Source organism: Acinetobacter sp. YH16052 (genome assembly GCF_013417155.1).
GTDB lineage: Bacteria > Pseudomonadota > Gammaproteobacteria > Pseudomonadales > Moraxellaceae > Acinetobacter.
Genome location: NZ_VPEO01000007.1, coordinates 21,972 through 40,783, shown reverse-complemented (window position 1 = coordinate 40,783; position 18,812 = coordinate 21,972). Strand labels below are relative to the sequence as shown.

Genomic DNA, 18,812 nt, shown 5'->3' with positions numbered 1-18,812 from the left:
TTTTTATGGGTATAAAAAATACGCCAGTGTGTCTTGGACTACCCTTTAAATTTTTAACTGTTTTTGTTCCAGCAGATATTGCTGGGCATTATAAGGCTGGGCCGGATCCTGACAGGGAACTTTATGCCACTGACCATCGGCATCTAACTCCCATGCATTTTGACAGTCTTTTAAATAGCTGATCAGACCATCTTTATAAATCCGTTTTTTCAGCTCTGGATCCAGCACCGGGAAACAGGTTTCGACCCTAGAAAACAGGTTGCGCCCCATCCAGTCAGCACTGGCACAATACAGTTTCTTGGCGCCGCCATGCTCAAAATAATAGACCCGGGTATGTTCCAGGAAACGCCCAACGATTGAACGTACCTGAATATTTTCTGACAGGCCGGTGACTTGTGGAATCAGGCAGCAGATTGAACGCACAATGAGGTCAATTTTCACCCCGGCCTGTGACGCCTGATAGAGGGCAGCAATCAATTGCGGTTCAGTCAACGCATTCACTTTGATGATGATATGCGCGGCTCTGCCGGCCAGGGCAAATGCCTTTTCCTGTTCAATCAGTTTCAGCAATTCGCTATGCAGGGTAAACGGTGCATGCAGCAAGGCTTTCAGTTTGGCCATTTTCCCCATACCAGTCAGTTCCTGGAACATGCGGTGCACATCTTCACAGATATCCGGCTGTGTGGTCATCAGGCCATAATCGGTGTACATGCGGGCATTACCGGCATGATAGTTTCCGGTACCCAGATGCGCATAACGCAGTAATTCCTGATTTTCACGCCGGACAATCAGAATCATTTTGGCATGGGTTTTATAACCGACAATGCCATAGACCACGACCGCACCGGCTTCTTGCAGGATATTGGCCACCATGATGTTAGATTCTTCATCAAAACGCGCCCGCAGTTCAATCACGGCTGTGACTTCCTTGCCATTCCGTGCGGCTTCTGCCAGCACCTGAACAATTTCCGAATCCGGACCACTGCGGTACAGCGTCTGCTTGATCGCCAGCACCGCCGGATCCTTGGCCGCTTCGCGCAGCAAAGTAATCACCGGCTGGAATGAATCAAAAGGATGATGTAGCAGCACATCCTGTGCCTTCAAAATTTCAAAAATACTTTTCTGTTTACGGAAAATTTTGGGAATGACTGGACTAAAATACGGATACTTTAATTCCGGACGCTCAAAGCTGGTACTCAGGCGGGACAAATTGATCGGTCCATCTATCCGGTACAGTTCCTGTTCCGTCAGATCAAATTCATCTAGTAAATAATCGATGATGTTCTGTGGACAGTCATTTTCAATTTCCAGACGTACTGCACGACCAAAGCGGCGCGAACACAGTTCATCTTTTAAGGCCACGGCCAGATCGTCAACATCTTCCGACAATACCAGATCGGCATTGCGGGTAACCCGAAAGGCATAACATCCGGTCGCTTTCATGCCGGGAAACAAATCACTGATATGCTGCTGGATGATAGCGGTCAGAAAAATCTGGGTGGTATTGTTTCCGGTGACATCTTCCGGAATTTTAATCAGGCACGGTAAGGAACGTGGTGCTGGCACAATCGCCATCTCGATTTCACGGCCAAAGGCATCTTTACCTTCTAGGCTGATAATAAAGTTCAGACTTTTATTCACCAAACGTGGAAAAGGATGTGAAGGATCCAGGCTGATCGGGGTCAGTACCGGTTGTACTTCTTTGGCAAAAAAGGCTGCAATCCACGCCTTGTTTTTTTCCAGAAGATCCTGATATTGAAGAAACTGGATACCCTGCGCCTGAAGTTCAGGCAAAATCGCATGATTCAGCACCTCATACTGCTTGTTAACTGTGGCATGAATGGACTGGGACAGTTCTTGTAGAATCAGCTCGGTGGGTACAGCATCAGGCGTCCGGGTAGTCGCATTCAGGTCTTGCTGTTTCATCAACCCGGCAATCCTGATTTCAAAGAACTCATCCAGGTTACGGGAAAAAATAATCAGGAAGTTTAAGCGCTCTAAAATCGGTAAATTCGGATCGAGTGCTTGTGCCAAGACACGACGCTGAAATTCAAATAAGGAAAGTTCCCGATTAAAATAGGTCGCTGACGAATGCTGAAATTGTTCCATGCCCTCTCAATGCTGCTGATTACAGTCTGTTGTTTCACATCATTGAGGGGCGATCTTAGGCAGACTTCATGACACTTATGTTACAAAGCTCGATAAATCCATATAAATTAATATTTTAATTTTTAAAATTATAAAACATCATGCTCTGGCTTGTTGTGCGCTGTCCTCAAACTGCAATTAGGTGTCTGTTTTTTCAGTTTGTCTGGCAGCCCAATAAGTGGCTAAAGCTGGCCCTGAAATATTATGCCACAGACTGAAAATGGCACTTGGTAAAGCGGTAAGTGGTGATGCGGAAAAATGGGTTGCCGCCAAGGCCACACCCAGACCAGAATTCTGCATTCCCACTTCAATGGAGACTGCACGACAGTCTATTTCTGCCAAGTGAAATATACGGCTGGCCCAATAACCCAGTAAATAGCCCATACCATTGTGTAAGGCCACGATTCCTAAAATCATTAACCCAGACTCCAGAATCTGGGCTTTACTGCCGGCAATAATCGCCGCGACAATTGCCACAATCGCAATCACAGAAATCAACGGCATGACCTGAATATAGGCCGTGACTTTTTGCTTGAGTAGCGCCCGTACGATTAAGCCCAGAATAATTGGGAATAACACCACCTGTAAGATCGACACCAGCATCGACCAGGCATTGATCTCAATCCACTGACTGGCCAACAAGTAGAAAATGGCCGGAGTTAGAATGGGCGCCAGTAACGTAGAAACCGAGGTACAGGCGACAGACAAGGCAGTATTGCCCTTGGCCATATAGGTAATCACATTGGATGCAGTTCCGCCCGGACAGCAACCCACCAAGATTACCCCGATGGCAATCTCTGGTGGCAGCTGGAACAGCTTGCACAGCAAAAAGGCCAAACCCGGCATCACCATAAACTGGGCGACGACGCCAATCGCTACTGCCTTCGGACTTTGCAAGACACTTTTAAAATCTCCGACGGTCATGGTCATGCCCATGCCGAACATGATGATGCCCAACATCCACGGAATATAAGCCCGTAACCAGACAAAAATTTCAGGGATCATCAAGGCAATGCCGGAAAAAAGCAGCACCCATAAAGCAAAGGTTTTTTGGACAAATTGGCTAAACTGGAGCAAGGCTGACATGGGTTTCATCCAGGTGACATTAAGGGAGAAAAAGCAAGATAAAACAGGCACCCGTTGATGCCTGAATTTTTATATTCAAATATAAATAAGATCAAAGGGATATTAAGTTCTATCCCTATCCAGTGTTAAGCTGCTTGAACAATATCTTTGACATAGATACGTTTCACGCCATGCGACAGCATATCCTGCCAGGCATGTTGCAAGGAACCATTCAGGTCAATGCCCTTGGTGGCATCGGCAATCACATAGGTTTTAAAGCCCAGTTTGCAGGCATCGATTGCAGTCCAGGCCACACAAAAGTCCGTAGCAATCCCGACCACAAATACGGTATCAATCCCACGTTCACGCAGATAGCCAGCAAGACCCGTCGGGGTTTTCTGGTCAGCTTCCATAAAGGCCGAGTAACTGTCGATCTGGGAATGAAAACCCTTGCGAATGATGAGTTGTGCTTGCGGTAAATTTAAATCCGGATGCAGTTCGGCATCGCGTGTCCCTTGCACACAATGCTTTGGCCATAAGACCTGAGTGCCATAATCCAGCTGAATGCTGTCATAGGCTACTTTGCCGGGGTGGTTGTCTGCAAAAGAAATATGGTTGTCCGGATGCCAGTCTTGGGTCAGGATAATATGCTTAAAATGCTGCCCCAATAGATTAATATTTGGAATAATCTGGTCAGCATTGGCTACAGCCAGATTGCCTCCCGGGGTAAATCCTCTTTGTACGTCTACGACCAGTAAAGCAACATTATTCTGCATCTGTTTTCATCCATTGAAATCTCGATTTATGTCCAAGCATAGCGCAAAATATCCCAGAATTTTTAGCCCTGCTGCTAAAAATGGTATGACTGTGCATTCTGAGCATCCTTATATGAGCAGATCAAGAGACCCCTTATTTTTTGATAAATATGAGATGAGTTCCGGGCTTGTATCAAGCTAGATCTCTGCAAAAAAAAATAAGTTTTAAGATAAAGTGATGAGTCTTTTTAATAATAAAACAGTGTATTTAATTCTTAAATTCTGAAAATAAAAAAGCCTGCAAGAGCAGGCTTTTTTAAATCGTTGAACCTTACACTTTAGTGCGGTTCACCAGGAACAGCATACATAATGCAGAGATGATGATACATGGGATCGCAGCAGTAATGACCCCCGCAGCACCGAAACCTGCTGTCAATAACTGACCGGCAATGACTGGCCCCAGCATGGCACCGATACGGCCAACTGCAGATGCAACACCAACACCAGTACCACGCACTTCTGTCGGATAAACGATACTACCGAAGGCATACAGTACACCCTGACAGCCAATCACGAAGGCACCGGCCAATGCTGCTGCCATATACATCTGGTTCAGCGAGCTTGCACCATTCAGCGCCAGTAGACCTGCCAGAATACCGCCGTACATCAACAGGATCACATAGGCTTTCTTCCAGCGGTCGGTCAGCATACCCAAAATAATCGTACCAATCGTCGCTGTCACCATGAAGTAGAACTGTGCGGTTGAACCATCCTTACGTGTGAAGCCAAGTTCCATAAACAATGATGGCAACCAGCTCAACATGATGTAAACCACCATCAAGGTAAAGAAGTAGCTCACCCAGATACATAGCGTACGTAACAGGTTGTCCGAATTAAACAGGTCCTTGAATGAACCCTGCGGTGCAACAGCAAGCTCTGCAGCCGTTTTATTCTGTGCTTTCAGGTATTCCTTCGATTCAGGCAAAAATAGCATCATCAGCGGAATGGCAAAAATCGGTAACAGGCCACCGAGATAGAAAACATTTTTCCAGTTGGCGCCAAATTCAGTCGCCGCAATTAAAGATAAAATTGCTGCACCAACTGGCATGCCACAGTACATCAAGCCCACTGCACGACCACGATTTTGTGGAGACACAGCTTCAGAGGCGAGTGTGATCAGAATCGGCATTGCGCCGCCCAGACCTGCTCCAGCCAAGAAACGCACTGCCAGCAAGCTGTTAAAGCTATTGACCCAAACCGTACATAAGGTAAATACAGCAAATATTGCTGTTGACCAGATCAAGACTTTCTTACGGCCAATGCGGTCCGCAAATCGACCACCAACCAGTGCACCCGGTAATAAACCCAGAATCCCTGCACTAAAAAACACACCCAACTGGGAACTATCGAGACCAAAATGCTCACGAATACCTGCAGCAGCAATTCCGGCTGCCTGAATATCTAAGCCTTCAATCACCGCAATCAGAAAACAGATCGCGACCGTGACGATAGCATGCTTATTGTCTGATTTTTCCATTGGATTATCCTTGTTCAATCAGCGTTACAAAAGACAGCCATCATCTATGAGCCTGATTGCAGAAATAACTATCAATAAGTTGAACGTTTTGCTTGGATATTCCCAAAGGAGCTGAAGTAAATGAATTGCGGATGCTGACTGATAAAGTCGCAAAAACACTTAATCAGAACACCCTAAAGTTCAAGACTTAAACTTTAAGGCTTATACATCAAGTTAAAAAATTAACCGATAAGAAAAAAACCTTTCAATTTATTGATATTTAAAAGAGATTAGTCTTAGTCGTTTTTGGCTTTATTTGTTTTGGTACGAGAGTACGATCAAGATGTACGAGGTCTCAATTTATCCAATATAACTATTAATTAAAAATCAAAAGGCATAAAAATCGCAGTTTTCAGCTGATTTTTTTGCACAAGCCTTATCATTATTGGGTTCATTTGGGGCAATATCCTCCTTTGTCTAGACTGAAGACATAACTTTGGTCTCAGGATTTTGCTTTATAAATCATCTTATTTATTACTTGATTGTTTCCAAAAGGCTTTGTATAAAGAATTCAGTAGCTTTTACTAAAGCATATTGTTCTTATGCGTTTGATCAGTCATAATTTGCATAAGCAATATTCAATTCAATGCAAATCTATTGAATTTGCTATAAATCAAAATACAAATCCATCCCAATTTATGTTTTCTCATTCCTTTCGGATGGACAAATAGGATAGTTTTTTAAAATGACTCAGCAAGCACAGACCATTCAAGGTTCCATAGTCGCAATCGTCACCCCTATGTTTGAAGATGGCAGCGTAGATTGGAAGGGTCTCGAGAAGCTGGTTGAATGGCATATTGCAGAGGGCACCAACAGTATTGTTGCCGTTGGAACGACAGGCGAAGCCTCTACTCTCAGCATGAGTGAACACACCCAGGTGATCAAAGAAATCATTCGTGTGGCCAACAAACGTATTCCTATTATTGCCGGCACAGGTGCGAACTCGACCCGTGAAGCGATCGAACTGACCCGCGAAGCCAAAGAGCTGGGGGCAGATGCCGCTTTACTGGTAACGCCATATTACAATAAACCGACTCAGGAAGGCTTATACCAACATTATAAAGCGATTGCTGAAGCTGTTGATCTTCCTCAAATTCTTTATAATGTTCCAGGCCGTACCGGTGTAGATATGGCCAATGAAACCGTGATTCGTCTGGCGGATATTCCACAAATTATCGGTATTAAAGATGCGACTGGCGATGTGCCGCGCGGTACTGAATTGCTACAAGGCCTTGTAGGCAAAGATATGACTGTTTATTCGGGTGATGATGCGACTGCATATCAACTGATCGGACATGGCGCCAAAGGTAATATCTCGGTCACGGCAAACGTGGCTCCGAAAGCCATGAGCGAAGTGTGTGCCGCTGCCATTGCTGGTGATGCAGCCACAGCTGAACAGCTAAATGCTCAGGTTGCAAATTTACACAATATTTTATTTTGCGAATCGAACCCAATTCCTGTGAAATGGGCACTCCATGACATGGGCTTAATTGGTACAGGTATTCGCCTTCCATTAACACCACTTGCAGAACAATATCGCGCTCCGCTTCATGAAGCACTGGTCGAAGCAGGCGTTATTAAATAAAAGAGCACAAGATTATGCAATTACGTTTAGGACTTAGCCTTACACTTTCAGTATTCAGTTTGGCAGGTTGTAGTTCAATGGCCTTTAATAACGGCACTTTAGACTATAAAGAGACTACTACCCTGGAAGCTTTACAATATCCTGAAGGCGCCATGGTTCGTCCTGCAACGCCATTGTATCCTGCTCCAATAGTTGATCCACTTGCAATTGAACATGCACCGAAGCTTGAAAACCAGCGTGGCAACCGTTTTGCCTTGCCACGCCCACAAGCCCAGACTGAAAACTCAAATACAGCTGATCTAACCGAAACCAATACGGTGGGTCGACCACAGTTGGTCACTGACGGAAATCTTAATCCGCTGCTTAAAATTGAGGGAAATTCTGCTACAATTTGGCAATATACACTTGCCACCCTCAGCAGTCTGAATCATAGCATCGTTGCGCAGAGCAAAAATCGTTATGAAGTCACGATTAAGGTTGATCAGCAGATCTATGTATTAAGATTATCTTCTGTCGGTTCAAGTAATAACCTCGCTGTGTTCAATGCCGATAACAGTTTTGCCGACCGTGAAAAAGCTGCAGAACTGCTCAACCAGATTTACCAAAATTGGCCAGCCTAGACATTTCTAGGCATTTTTTTTGTAAAAGGTTCCCTCATGTTAAAACAAACCTTGCTCTATACTGGTAAAGCGAAATCTGTCTACACCACAGACAGTTCAGACCATCTGATTTTAGTCTTTCGCGATGATGCCTCAGCATTCAATGGCGAAAAAATTGAGCAACTAGATCGTAAAGGCAAGGTGAACAACCGTTTTAACGCCTTCATTATGGAAAAACTGGCAGAAGCGGGAATTGAGACCCACTTTGAAAAGCTATTGACTCCAAATGAAGTGCTGGTAAAAAAACTGGATATGATCCCGGTTGAATGTGTGATCCGTAACTATGCAGCAGGTTCTTTATGCCGCCGCCTGGGTGTGGAAGAAGGCAAGGAACTGACTCCTCCAACATTTGAATTGTTCTTTAAAGATGATGCGCTTGGTGATCCAATGGTCAATGAGTCACAAGCCATTGCTTTAGGTTGGGCAACTGCTGAACAATTGGCGAAAATGAAAGAATTGACTTACCAAGTGAACGACGTGCTTAAAGCATTGTTTGACGCAGGGAATATGATTCTGGTTGATTTTAAGCTTGAATTCGGCGTGTTCCACGACCGTATCGTACTTGGTGATGAATTCTCTCCAGACGGTTGCCGTCTATGGGACAAAGACACCAAGAAAAAACTAGATAAAGACCGTTTCCGTCAAGGTTTAGGCGGCGTAGTTGAAGCCTATGAAGAAGTAGCTGGCCGTTTAGGTATCAATCTAGACAACATCTAATCTGTGAATGCGCAGATTCGAAAAAACCGAGCTTTTTAGCTCGGTTTTTTATTTCCGGCTTTTAATCGGAAAAATAAATTTTTATTATTAAAATGATCGTTTTTACATCAAAAACTACATGCATTAATATTATCACATACCAGGCAAATCAGTGAGTTGACGCACTTTACTCCATATTTTCCGACCAAATTTCTCCTCTACCCTCTAGGATGTTATCTCCCTCAAAAACATCCTACTTTCAGCCCAATTCGCCTTGAATTGGGCTTTTTTTTTAATCTGTTCAATTAGTTGGGATACCCAGCTTTATTGCTGCTGTTGTTGCTGTTGCCAACGGCGTTGCTGTAAACGCTCCCCTTCAACTTCACGTTTATTACGTGCTGATTCATACAGTTTGGTATCCTTCAGTTCTGGCGGCATATATTCCTGTAGCACAAAATGCTCAGGATAATTATGCGGATACAGATAATCCACGCCATAGCCCTGCTCTTTCATCAGCTTGGTTGGCGCATTTCTTAAATGCAAAGGCACTGGCAAATTTGAAGTTTTATCTGCGAGTTCCATCGCCTTGTTAATCGCCAGATAGGTACTGTTACTTTTAGCACTGGTCGCCAGATAAACTGCACATTGCCCCAAAATAATCCGGCATTCTGGCATTCCCACGGCCTGCACCGAACGGAAACATTCCCCTGCCAACAGCAAAGCATTCGGATTCGAGTTGCCGATATCTTCAGATGCGGCAATCAGCATACGCCGTGCAATAAACACCGGATCTTCACCGCCTTTGAGCATGCGTGCCATCCAGTACAGGGCTGCATCCGGATCACTGCCGCGAATCGACTTGATAAAGGCCGAGACCAGATCATAGTGCTGCTCACCGGACTTGTCATAACGGGCGATATTCTGCTGTGCGACTTTCACCACGACTGCATTGGTGATGATATTTTCCATATCCGCTTCAAAGGTACTGGCGATCAGATCCAGTAAATTTAGTGCCTTACGGGCATCTCCTGCTGCGAACTGGATCAGGGCATCAAATTCTTCAATCAGGATATGTCTTTCCTGCAAGAAAGAATCATTTTGCAAGGCTTGTGTCAACAAAGTCTGAATCGATTCAGCGCTCAATGCATTCAGGCTATACACCTGACAACGTGACAATAAGGCACTATTCACTTCAAAAGACGGGTTTTCCGTGGTAGCACCAATTAAGGTAATTTTCCCTTTCTCGACCGCATTTAATAAAGCGTCCTGCTGGGATTTATTAAAGCGATGAATTTCGTCAATAAACACCACTGGCGTCAGCAAATCGCCACCTTCTGCAATGATTTCACGCAGCTCTTTCACGCCGGTATTCAGTGCAGACAGGCTGATAAAAGGCCGGTCTACCGCTTGAGCCAGCAGTAAGGCAATGGTGGTTTTTCCGACTCCGGGAGGTCCCCAGAAAATGATCGAAGGTAGATGCCCCTGATCAATCATCTGGCGTAAGGGCGCCTGCTCACCCAGCAAATGTTCCTGCCCGATAATCTGTGTAAGGTCGCGTGGCCGTAAGCGTTCTGGAAGCGGGATATGACTATCTGACATGTTATTATTGGCTCAAACTAAATTCTGATCTCATTCTAACACCAGCAGTTTTGATTCCAAGAATGCAAACATCAAGCATAAAAAATTAATTTATGGATATATCCTCTATTTTTTTAATTCTGAATGAATTAATCTCTATAAAGGCGAATAATTTGAACATGATTAATTGTGAATTAATTACAGTGTAATTTTCATATTGTTTATTCTAATTAAAAGAAACTTATCTCGCCCCTTGGGCACTTTTGGGTTGTAGTGGTGAATGCATGAAGCATGATAAATTTGAACAGGGAGCTGTGAGTCGGTCTAAGCCACTGACGTCATCATCACTGATTGCACCCCACGCTCACTTGTCTGAATCGGTTTTGTTAAAAAATCTGATCGATGCCTTACCGCAACCCTTGTGGGTCAGCAACAAAAAACATCTGCAATATTTTAACGATGCCATGACTGATTATCTTGGCATGAACCTGAATGAACAGGGCCATCTGCAATGGCAGAGTTTTATTCATACCGAGGACTTGCAGCTATTTTTAGCGCAGTGGCATGCTGCGCTGGATCAGCATCAGAATTTTGAAACCCAGTGCCGGATTAAACGCAGTGATACCCATTATCGCATGTGTAGCCTGGCGGTAAAATTTCATCATGAACCTGAACATTTGCTGCAATGGGCCGTTTCCCTGACCGATGTGCATGATTATTTTGAAATCCAGCAACAGCTTTCTCAAATTGTTTCAACTCAGGAAAACATGCTGGATGCTAGCGCAGACTGCATTAGCATTATCAGTCCTGAAGGTGAGATTCGGCATACTAACTCTGGCTGTCTGGCACAAGCAAATGAGACCGCAGGACAAAATCAAGACCGTTCATTGTGCTGGTTAAATCGCTTAACCCCTGAAGCCCGAAAATCTGGGCAACGTGCTCTGAAACAGGCTGCCCAAGGCTTAAACAGTCGTTTTTCCAGCAAAGTTCAGATTAAAGATCAACCAATCCAATATTGGGATCATCTGCTCACCCCGATTCTGGATCAGCAGAATATTACCCAAAATATTCTCTGTGTATCACGCAATATTAGTCAGCAAAAAATCGCAGAAACCCGTTTAAAAGAAGTAGTTAAACGTGATGAACTGACTGGCCTGTATAATCGCAGTACCTTCTATAAAACCTTTAAACAGGTACTGTTAAAGGCCAAACAACAGCAGACCATGGCGGGTTTACTGCTGATTGATCTGGATTATTTCCGGCATATCAATGATACCTTGGGCCATATTGCCGGCGATCATCTGTTACATGTCTTGGGCAAACGTTTCCAGACCTGCTTCGGGCCAAATACCATCATCGCCCGTTTGGGTGGCGATGAATTTGCCGTACTGGTCAAAAATTTGGAAAGTGAAGAACAGCTGCTGGCAACGGCGCAAATGGCCTATGCCCAGCTGGATCAGCCCATCAATTATGTCGGCAATAGCATCAGCAGTGCCATGAGTATAGGCTGTGCCATCTATCCACGTGATGCCTTAAATACCTCGAATCTGCTGAAGTGTGCCGATATCGCCTTAAATGACCTGAAAAATAGTGGTCGTGGTGGCATCCGCATGTTTAATCAGGAAATGTGCGGGTCATTGGAAAATATGACCAAGCAGCTGACTCTGGCACGCAAGATTATTCTCGCCGATCAGATCATTCCCTATTACCAGCCTAAGGTCCGTCTTTCTGATGGTGCAGTGATCGGTTTTGAAGCGCTATTACGCTGGCAAGATCAGAATCAGAACATTCAGTTACCTTCCGAAATTTTTGGTGCCTTTCAGGACTATGAGCTGGCCTCACGCATCAGTGAGACCATGCAGCTAAAAGTCTTTGCAGATATGAGCCGCTGGCAGGCACAAGGTCTGGATCTGTTACCGATTTCAATCAATGCTGCACCAGTTGAATTCCTGCGCGATGACTATGCCGAAAAACTGTTGGCAAACCTGTCCAATTTCGATATTCCGGCCCACAAAGTTGAACTGGAAATTACCGAACAGAGCCTGTCCGAACATGGCGCCAATTATGTGGTCCGTGCCCTGAACCTGCTGAAACAGGCCGGAATCCAGATCTCACTGGATGATTTCGGCACCGGACATTCTTCGCTGACCCGCTTGCAGGACTATCCGGTCGATTGCATCAAGATTGACCGAAACTTTGTAGAGCGCATGAACAGTGACCCATCTGCCCTGGCTATTGTCAAAGCCATTACTCAGATTGGCTCCAGTATTGCACTGGATGTTCTGGTGGAAGGGATTGAGAATACAGAACAGCTGGATACCCTGATCCATTGTGACTGTCAGATTGGACAAGGCTTCTATTTCTATCGTCCGATGGCCGGTGCTTCGGCCCAGGCTCTACTCCATCCGGCAGATCAATAAACGAATCACGCAGGCAGATTCAACGCACCCAGCGTACGATATAATCTTCAATGTCGTCTTGATGAATATCTGCTTCACTCAGGCAGCGCCCTGCTGCCGACTTGCGTGCCTGAATCACGCTTTCTCGTGAACCGCTAATCAGATAATGCCAGGATGGCAGGCTTTTGCCCTGCTCTACCCGGCGATAGGCACAACTCGAAGGCAACCAGTGAATCGTTTCCAGCTTCTCTGGCGTAAGCTGAATACAGTCAGGCACATACTGCAAGCGATCTGGATAATTGGAGCAACGTGCAGTGCTACAATCCAGCAGCTTACATGCCACTTTGGTATAGGCGACTTCCTGAGTATCTTCATCTTCCAGTTTAATCAGACAACACAACCCACAACCATCACATAAGGCCTCCCACTCGACTTGCGTCAGTTCAGCAAGTGAATAGTTTTTCCAGAATTCGGGACGTAAAGTATCGCTCATGATCGGGCCGGAATATTCAAAAATCAGCTGATTATAACAGCCAGAACCCTGCAGACCTACTGTCTCAAATTTTTATTGTTATCACGTAAACTATTGTTAAATCAGAGACAGTTCATCAACACAACACTAACAGTCGCTGGAATCGTTTATTTCTATACTAAATTTGAAAATAAAAACACATGGAGAATATATATGTTTCGCTGGGCTATTATTTTTGCTGTTATTGCATTAATTGCGAGTCTACTTGGTTTCGGTGGCGTCGCAGGCTTGTCTAAGGATTTTGCGATTATCTTGTTGGTAATTGCGGTGATTCTTGCGATCGTTGGTTTTCTTTCGCGCGGCAAGGTCTAGATTTACGCTAGACCTTTTCAAAGCAAGTATTAGCTTTCAAAAAAAACAAGAGCCTTCTGGCTCTTGTTTTTTTATGGGTATTTTAATGATCTGTTTTGATCAAAAATACTTCTTTTAAGATGAACTTAAAGCTTTAAATGACGTGGTCTAAAACCTGCCACCAGCAAGGCTGCAACATACGCTACCACACCGACAACACATAAGATCAATACTTCTACCACACGCATCCATTGTGATACATCTGCGTTATACCAGCTCAGGGCATAGGCCAGAGCCGCAATCATCACCACATTAGCAAACATGAATTGCAAGAAGATTTTTTTCCAGTGTGCGCCAAAACGGAAAATATCACGCTTATGCAGATAATAATAAAGCAAACCGGCATTGACCATCGCTGAACCCGTTGATGCCAGCGCAAGGGCCATATGCTCCGCTTCCCAGTCAATCAGCTTAAAGAAACCGATAAAAATCACGTTCAGAATCGCATTGGCTGCCACAGCCATCAGACCGACACGCACCGGGGTTCTGGTATCCTGCTTTGCATAAAAACCGGGTGCAAAGACTTTAATCAACATAAAGGCAATCACACCACCGCTCATACATTGCAGCGCCAAAGCCGTCATCTGGGTATCTTCAAAGGTGAACTGGCCACGTTCAAACAGGGCCTGAATGATCGGGGTCGACAGCATAAACAGTGCAATACTGGCGGGTAGGCCTGCCATCACAATAACTTTGGCTGCCCAGTCCATCATGCCACGGAATTTTTCCGGATTTTGCTCAGTATGCCGTGCCGATAAGGACGGCAAAATCACGGTACCAATTGCAACACCGATCAGACCCAGCGGCAATTCGGTCATACGTTCGGCACTGTACAGCCAGGACACCGAACCATCCTGCATGAATGAGGCCCAGATGGTATTTAACAGCAAGTTAATTTGCGTGACAGATACACCAAATAATGCCGGCAGCATCAACTTCATGATGCGATCAACGCCTTCATGCTTGAAGTCAATTTTCGGTGGAATCAGCAGATTTTTACGCCACAATTCAGGAATTTGGATCGCCAGCTGTAAAATACCGGCAATGATCACAGCCCAGCCCAGCGCCATAATCGGCTCGGCCATATAAGGCGTAAGCCAGAGCGCCCCGGCAATCATCGCCACATTCAGCAAGACCGGCGCAAATGCCGGGGTACTAAAAGAGCCATAACTGTTCAGAATACTGCTGGCAAAAGCCGTCAGTGACATGAACAACAAATAAGGAATGGTCAGGCGGAACATGTCGGTCGCCAGAGCGAACTTTTCAGGATCGCTATGGAAACCGGGCGCATAGATATACATAATCAATGGCGCAGCAATGATCGCGACCATGGTAAGCGTGGTCATGACCGTGGCCAGACAGCCAAACACCCGGCTAATCAGGATCTGGACTTCGGTATGCGTGCGACTGGTTTTATATTCAGTCAGTACCGGAATAAATGCCTGTGAAAATGCGCCTTCGGCAAATAAACGCCTGAAAAAGTTTGGAATACGAAATGCGACTACGAAGGTATCGAAGTCTTTACCAGCACCAAAGACATTCAGTAAAACAATGTCTCGAACCAATCCCAGTACGCGTGACAACATGGTCATCGCACTGACAATGACGGTCGAACGCCAAAGCGCCATCCTATTCACCTAATATATAAATTTGTGGCTATTGTAATGAAACTTTTATCAGAAGTTCATTGCTTAATTTCATCGCTCAAGCGAGCTTGAGGTGTTTTTATAATGCTGTAGCTGTGTACGAAAATCAGCCCAGTTAAAATATGGTCCCGGATCGGTCTTGCGGCCCGGTGCAATATCCGAATGTCCGGCAATATGCTGCTGAATTTTAGGATAATAATCTTGCAAACAGGCAGCCACTTTGACCAGGGCTTCATACTGTGCGGTTGCAAAAGGCAAATCGTCACTGCCTTCCAGCTCGATCCCGATCGAATAATCATTACATTCTTTTTTGCCCAAATAGGTCGAGCGGCCGGCATGCCAGGCACGGTCATTGAAATTAACAAATTGCAGTACTTCTCCCGTTCTTAAAATTAGCAGATGGGTCGACACCTGCATCCCTTCAATGGTTTGAAAATAGGGATGTACTGACCAATCCAGCTGGTTCTGAAAAAACTGTTCAATATAACCGCCGCCAAACTGGGAAGGTGGCAGGCTGATATTATGAATCACCAGCAATTGAATCTCGGTCTGTTCTGGCCGCTGATTAAAATTGGGAGACGGGATTTGACGTGCACCGATTAGTTGCCCGTCCTTGACCTGAAACTCAGCTGCCTGTTGCATAAAACCGTTCTCCCCAAAAATAAAATCTGCAAGATCAGCATTGCAGCCGGCTTCATGCTAAAACTTTCAAGGATAAATCTCAATTCATCCCGGCAAACAGGATGAAAAATCGCTCATCTTTTATGTAACGGTGCTAAGATAAGGCGCAATTTTCACGGCTTAAAAAAGATACGGAAATACTCATGCGCATATCTCAAGCTTTGCTAGACCAGTCCATTCAGATCAATATTCAACAAGCACTTTCAGAAGATATCGGTGAAGGCGATATTACCGCCCTGCTGACTCCTGAAGATGAACAGGCCACTGCCACTATCATTAGCCGTGAAGACATGGTTTTGGCCGGCCAGCCTTGGGTAAATGCCTTGATTCAGGCCTATGATCCAAGTATTGAAGTGATCTGGCTGAAAAATGATGGCGATCATGTTCAAGCCAATCAAGCATTTTTAAAACTGGCCGGATCTGCACGTAGCTTACTCACCGTGGAGCGTCCTGCGCTAAACTTTGTCCAGACGCTGTCTGCGGTTGCGACTAAAACCGCCCACTATGTCAAACAGTTGCAAGGTTTAAACACCAAATTATTAGATACTCGTAAAACGCTTCCGGGTCTGCGTATCGCACAAAAATATGCCGTGGCCATTGGCGGTGGCCAGAATCACCGTTTGGGCCTGTTTGATGCCTTCTTGATTAAAGAAAATCATATTATGGCAGCGGGTGGCATTGCGCAGGCGATTGCCAAGGCCCATCAAATTGCACCGGGTAAGCCTGTCGAAGTTGAAGTGGAAACCTGGGATGAGCTGAATCAGGCGCTGGAAGCCCATGCCGATATTGTGATGCTGGATAATTTCAGTCAGCAGCAAATGATCGATGCGGTGAAACATGTAGCTGGTCGCTGCAAACTGGAAGCCTCTGGTAATATCACCATTGATAATTTACGTGAAGTCGCGAGTACCGGCGTAGATTATATTTCCATGGGTGTGCTGACCAAAGATGTCAAAGCCATTGATCTGTCGATGCGTTTCAATGCTTAAGCCTAAATGGGATAGATGACCGTAGAGGGTGCGAAGCACCCTTTTTTTATTTTTAGAAAATTTTTTTGCGCATATTTTGCTCAATTTTCTATTTTAGACCTTAATCATCGTCGTCGTCCCGATTACCTCGACGATCGCGGTCATCATCGTCACCATCACGGTCGTTATATCTTCCGTTATCCTCATCACGATCCTGATTTAATACTGAACGCTCGTCATCTTCACGATTATTACCCCAGTCACAGGCAGTTAATCCAAACACGCCCAGCAATGAAAGTGCACAAAGCCACTGTTTCATGTCGTATTCCTCATTGTGATCTCGCCTGATCCAATATCGATGCAAAACCGGTGCAGATATAGCCAATTCATGTCGGCTTTTTGTGATGAAGCTTTGTGGTGCAGTTTTTGAATACAGGTGCAGAGTGAAATTTTAAGCATAAAAAAACGCATCCGGAGATGCGTTTATCAGCATGGGATGAATTACCAGCCTAAAGCTTCTTGCTGTTTCTTCACCAGTTCCTGAATACCTTTTTCGGCCATTTCCAGCATGGCATTCGATTGTGCACGGGTAAATGGCTTATCTTCTGCAGTGCCTTGAATTTCAATAAATTCACCGGCCTGAGTCATCACCACGTTCAAATCGGTTTGACAGTTTGAATCTTCTTCATAGCAAAGATCCAGTAATACTTCATCTTTGAAAATACCCACAGAAACCGCAGCCACCAAACCTTTTAATGGATCATGTTTGATTTTCTTTCTTTCCAGCAAGACGTTCATGGCATCGACCAAAGCCACCGCAGCACCAGTAATCGCTGCAGTACGGGTGCCGCCATCAGCCTGAATTACGTCACAGTCGATAGTAATGGTATTTTCACCCAGCTTTTTCAGATCGACCATTGAGCGCAAGCTACGACCAATCAGACGCTGAATTTCCTGAGTACGGCCACTCTGTTTGCCACGTGCCGCTTCACGGTCACTACGGGTATGAGTTGAACGTGGCAACATGCCATATTCAGCAGTCACCCAGCCTTGGCCCTGACCTTTGAGGAAACGCGGTACAGAACTATCCACACTGGCGGTACAGAGTACTTTGGTATGACCAAATTCAACCAATACAGAGCCTTCCGCATAACGTGTATAGTTACGGGTAATTTTCACTTCACGTAATTGATCTAATGCTCGCTGGTCGATACGCATAATAAGTCCTGTATGGGTTCAAAATAATTGCGGCTCAGTATAGCAGAAGCCTTTGCCAAGATTAGGCAGCCGGGTGATTCATTTACAAAATCAATGCATCAGCTCGTTACGAGATGTCAAAATTCTGCCGATCTGTGGCACTACGCTTTAATTTAATTTTTGCTAGACTAAAACTCCCTATGAGGGAAGCCGGTGATAGGAAACCCATTTATGTCCTTACGTGAAGATCGCAAACAGCAAAGTCATCAGGCACTACTCGATGCGACACTGGCATTCAGCAGTCAGGGTCGCGCTTTCAGCTCGATCAGCCTACGTGAAGTTGCGAATGCAGTCGGACTGGTGCCGACGGCATTCTATCGGCATTTTCAGGATATGAACCAGTTGGGTCTGGAATTGATGGATCAGGTTGCGATTCACATCAAAGGAGTACTCAATCAACTGGGACAGGCTTATCTGTATCAGCCAAATACCCGAACCTACACCGGACTTGAACTGTTTTTTCAGGCGGTCGAATATCATCCTGAACCCTGGATTTTTTTTGTTGCAGAGCGTTGGGGCGGTTCGGACGTGCTCCGTGCCGGTATTGAACGGGAAATTCGTTTTCTGGCTGAAGATGTGATGCATGAACTGGCCAAGATGCAATCTACCCGACATATTCAGGCGCCACAGGACTTGCAGGCTCTGGCACAGATGCTGATTGAACTGTCCCTGAACTGGGCTATGGGCTGGATTCATCTGCAACATCAGGCTGATCCAGAGCTGCGCCGCGCCCAATCCAATGCCTTTAAAACCCAAAGCGTGCTACAGATGCAGCTTTTGCTGCGTGGCATTTTGCACTGGTACCGACGGCCTGCCGAAACAGTCGAAACCGCAAGTCCTGTGCTCAATGAAGCGGTCACTCCTCCGGCCTAAATAAAAAAAACCTGCATCATGATGCAGGTTTTTTTACTGATCG

The 18,812-nt window shown here is 45.3% G+C and carries 17 protein-coding genes; 7 read left to right on the top strand and 10 right to left on the bottom strand.

Features of this window, described 5'->3' with window-relative positions; all coding sequences use genetic code 11:
• Window positions 1–45 precede the first annotated feature (45 nt).
• The 4 genes from ppk1 to mhpT form a co-directional block, all read right to left on the bottom strand.
• Window positions 46–2,109, bottom strand: coding sequence for a polyphosphate kinase 1 (gene ppk1, locus FTV42_RS06605; RefSeq protein ID WP_180038125.1), 2,064 nt, complete (start codon window positions 2,107–2,109; stop codon window positions 46–48).
• 177 nt (window positions 2,110–2,286) lie between these two features.
• The gene (locus FTV42_RS06600; RefSeq protein WP_180038123.1) at window positions 2,287–3,234 is read right to left on the bottom strand and encodes a bile acid:sodium symporter family protein; all 948 of its coding nucleotides are present in this window, start codon (window positions 3,232–3,234) and stop codon (window positions 2,287–2,289) included.
• 125 nt (window positions 3,235–3,359) lie between these two features.
• On the bottom strand, window positions 3,360–3,989 hold the full coding sequence (gene pncA, locus FTV42_RS06595) for a bifunctional nicotinamidase/pyrazinamidase (RefSeq protein WP_005105311.1): 630 nt from the start codon (window positions 3,987–3,989) through the stop codon (window positions 3,360–3,362).
• A 310-nt stretch (window positions 3,990–4,299) separates the two neighbouring features.
• Window positions 4,300–5,505, bottom strand: a complete 1,206-nt coding sequence (gene mhpT, locus FTV42_RS06590; RefSeq protein WP_138742631.1) for a 3-(3-hydroxy-phenyl)propionate transporter MhpT — start codon at window positions 5,503–5,505, stop codon at window positions 4,300–4,302.
• 724 nt (window positions 5,506–6,229) lie between these two features.
• Between mhpT and dapA the strand changes: the two genes are divergently transcribed.
• From dapA to purC, 3 genes are read left to right on the top strand one after another with little or no spacing between them, the layout of a single operon-like run.
• Window positions 6,230–7,129 carry a 4-hydroxy-tetrahydrodipicolinate synthase gene (gene dapA, locus FTV42_RS06585; RefSeq protein ID WP_005250202.1) on the top strand — a complete coding sequence of 300 codons (900 nt, stop codon included), beginning with the start codon at window positions 6,230–6,232 and terminating at the stop codon, window positions 7,127–7,129.
• 14 nt (window positions 7,130–7,143) lie between these two features.
• The gene (locus FTV42_RS06580; protein WP_180038121.1) at window positions 7,144–7,749 is read left to right on the top strand and encodes a lipoprotein-34 precursor (NlpB); all 606 of its coding nucleotides are present in this window, start codon (window positions 7,144–7,146) and stop codon (window positions 7,747–7,749) included.
• A 36-nt stretch (window positions 7,750–7,785) separates the two neighbouring features.
• Window positions 7,786–8,505 carry a phosphoribosylaminoimidazolesuccinocarboxamide synthase gene (purC, locus tag FTV42_RS06575; RefSeq protein WP_004281247.1) on the top strand — a complete coding sequence of 240 codons (720 nt, stop codon included), beginning with the start codon at window positions 7,786–7,788 and terminating at the stop codon, window positions 8,503–8,505.
• A 303-nt stretch (window positions 8,506–8,808) separates the two neighbouring features.
• Here the strand turns inward: purC and FTV42_RS06570 are convergent, their stop codons facing one another.
• Window positions 8,809–10,083, bottom strand: coding sequence for a replication-associated recombination protein A (locus tag FTV42_RS06570; RefSeq protein ID WP_004281246.1), 1,275 nt, complete (start codon window positions 10,081–10,083; stop codon window positions 8,809–8,811).
• 263 nt (window positions 10,084–10,346) lie between these two features.
• On the opposite strand from FTV42_RS06570, the gene FTV42_RS06565 reads away from it, so the two are divergent.
• Window positions 10,347–12,482 (top strand): bifunctional diguanylate cyclase/phosphodiesterase, encoded by a 2,136-nt coding sequence (locus FTV42_RS06565; RefSeq protein WP_180038119.1) that lies wholly within the window; start codon window positions 10,347–10,349, stop codon window positions 12,480–12,482.
• Between the two features lie 19 nt (window positions 12,483–12,501).
• Here FTV42_RS06565 and FTV42_RS06560 read toward each other — a convergent pair whose 3' ends face one another.
• Window positions 12,502–12,954, bottom strand: coding sequence for a YcgN family cysteine cluster protein (locus FTV42_RS06560; RefSeq protein WP_005105303.1), 453 nt, complete (start codon window positions 12,952–12,954; stop codon window positions 12,502–12,504).
• Between the two features lie 192 nt (window positions 12,955–13,146).
• On the opposite strand from FTV42_RS06560, the gene FTV42_RS06555 reads away from it, so the two are divergent.
• Window positions 13,147–13,305, top strand: coding sequence for a DUF1328 domain-containing protein (locus tag FTV42_RS06555; protein ID WP_004647174.1), 159 nt, complete (start codon window positions 13,147–13,149; stop codon window positions 13,303–13,305).
• A 125-nt stretch (window positions 13,306–13,430) separates the two neighbouring features.
• Here the strand turns inward: FTV42_RS06555 and murJ are convergent, their stop codons facing one another.
• The gene (gene murJ, locus FTV42_RS06550) at window positions 13,431–14,981 is read right to left on the bottom strand and encodes a murein biosynthesis integral membrane protein MurJ (protein ID WP_180038117.1); all 1,551 of its coding nucleotides are present in this window, start codon (window positions 14,979–14,981) and stop codon (window positions 13,431–13,433) included.
• 60 nt (window positions 14,982–15,041) lie between these two features.
• Window positions 15,042–15,632 carry a 1,6-anhydro-N-acetylmuramyl-L-alanine amidase AmpD gene (gene ampD / locus FTV42_RS06545; RefSeq protein ID WP_004281241.1) on the bottom strand — a complete coding sequence of 197 codons (591 nt, stop codon included), beginning with the start codon at window positions 15,630–15,632 and terminating at the stop codon, window positions 15,042–15,044.
• A 182-nt stretch (window positions 15,633–15,814) separates the two neighbouring features.
• On the opposite strand from ampD, the gene nadC reads away from it, so the two are divergent.
• Window positions 15,815–16,660, top strand: a complete 846-nt coding sequence (gene nadC / locus FTV42_RS06540; RefSeq protein ID WP_180038115.1) for a carboxylating nicotinate-nucleotide diphosphorylase — start codon at window positions 15,815–15,817, stop codon at window positions 16,658–16,660.
• Between the two features lie 100 nt (window positions 16,661–16,760).
• Here the strand turns inward: nadC and FTV42_RS06535 are convergent, their stop codons facing one another.
• A complete protein-coding gene (locus FTV42_RS06535; protein WP_180038113.1) occupies window positions 16,761–16,958 on the bottom strand; it encodes a hypothetical protein in 198 nt (65 codons plus the stop codon).
• A 182-nt stretch (window positions 16,959–17,140) separates the two neighbouring features.
• On the bottom strand, window positions 17,141–17,857 hold the full coding sequence (rph, locus tag FTV42_RS06530; protein WP_004281238.1) for a ribonuclease PH: 717 nt from the start codon (window positions 17,855–17,857) through the stop codon (window positions 17,141–17,143).
• Window positions 17,858–18,067: 210 nt separating this feature from the next.
• Between rph and FTV42_RS06525 the strand changes: the two genes are divergently transcribed.
• Window positions 18,068–18,769 (top strand): TetR family transcriptional regulator, encoded by a 702-nt coding sequence (locus FTV42_RS06525; protein ID WP_180038111.1) that lies wholly within the window; start codon window positions 18,068–18,070, stop codon window positions 18,767–18,769.
• Window positions 18,770–18,812: the final 43 nt, after the last annotated feature.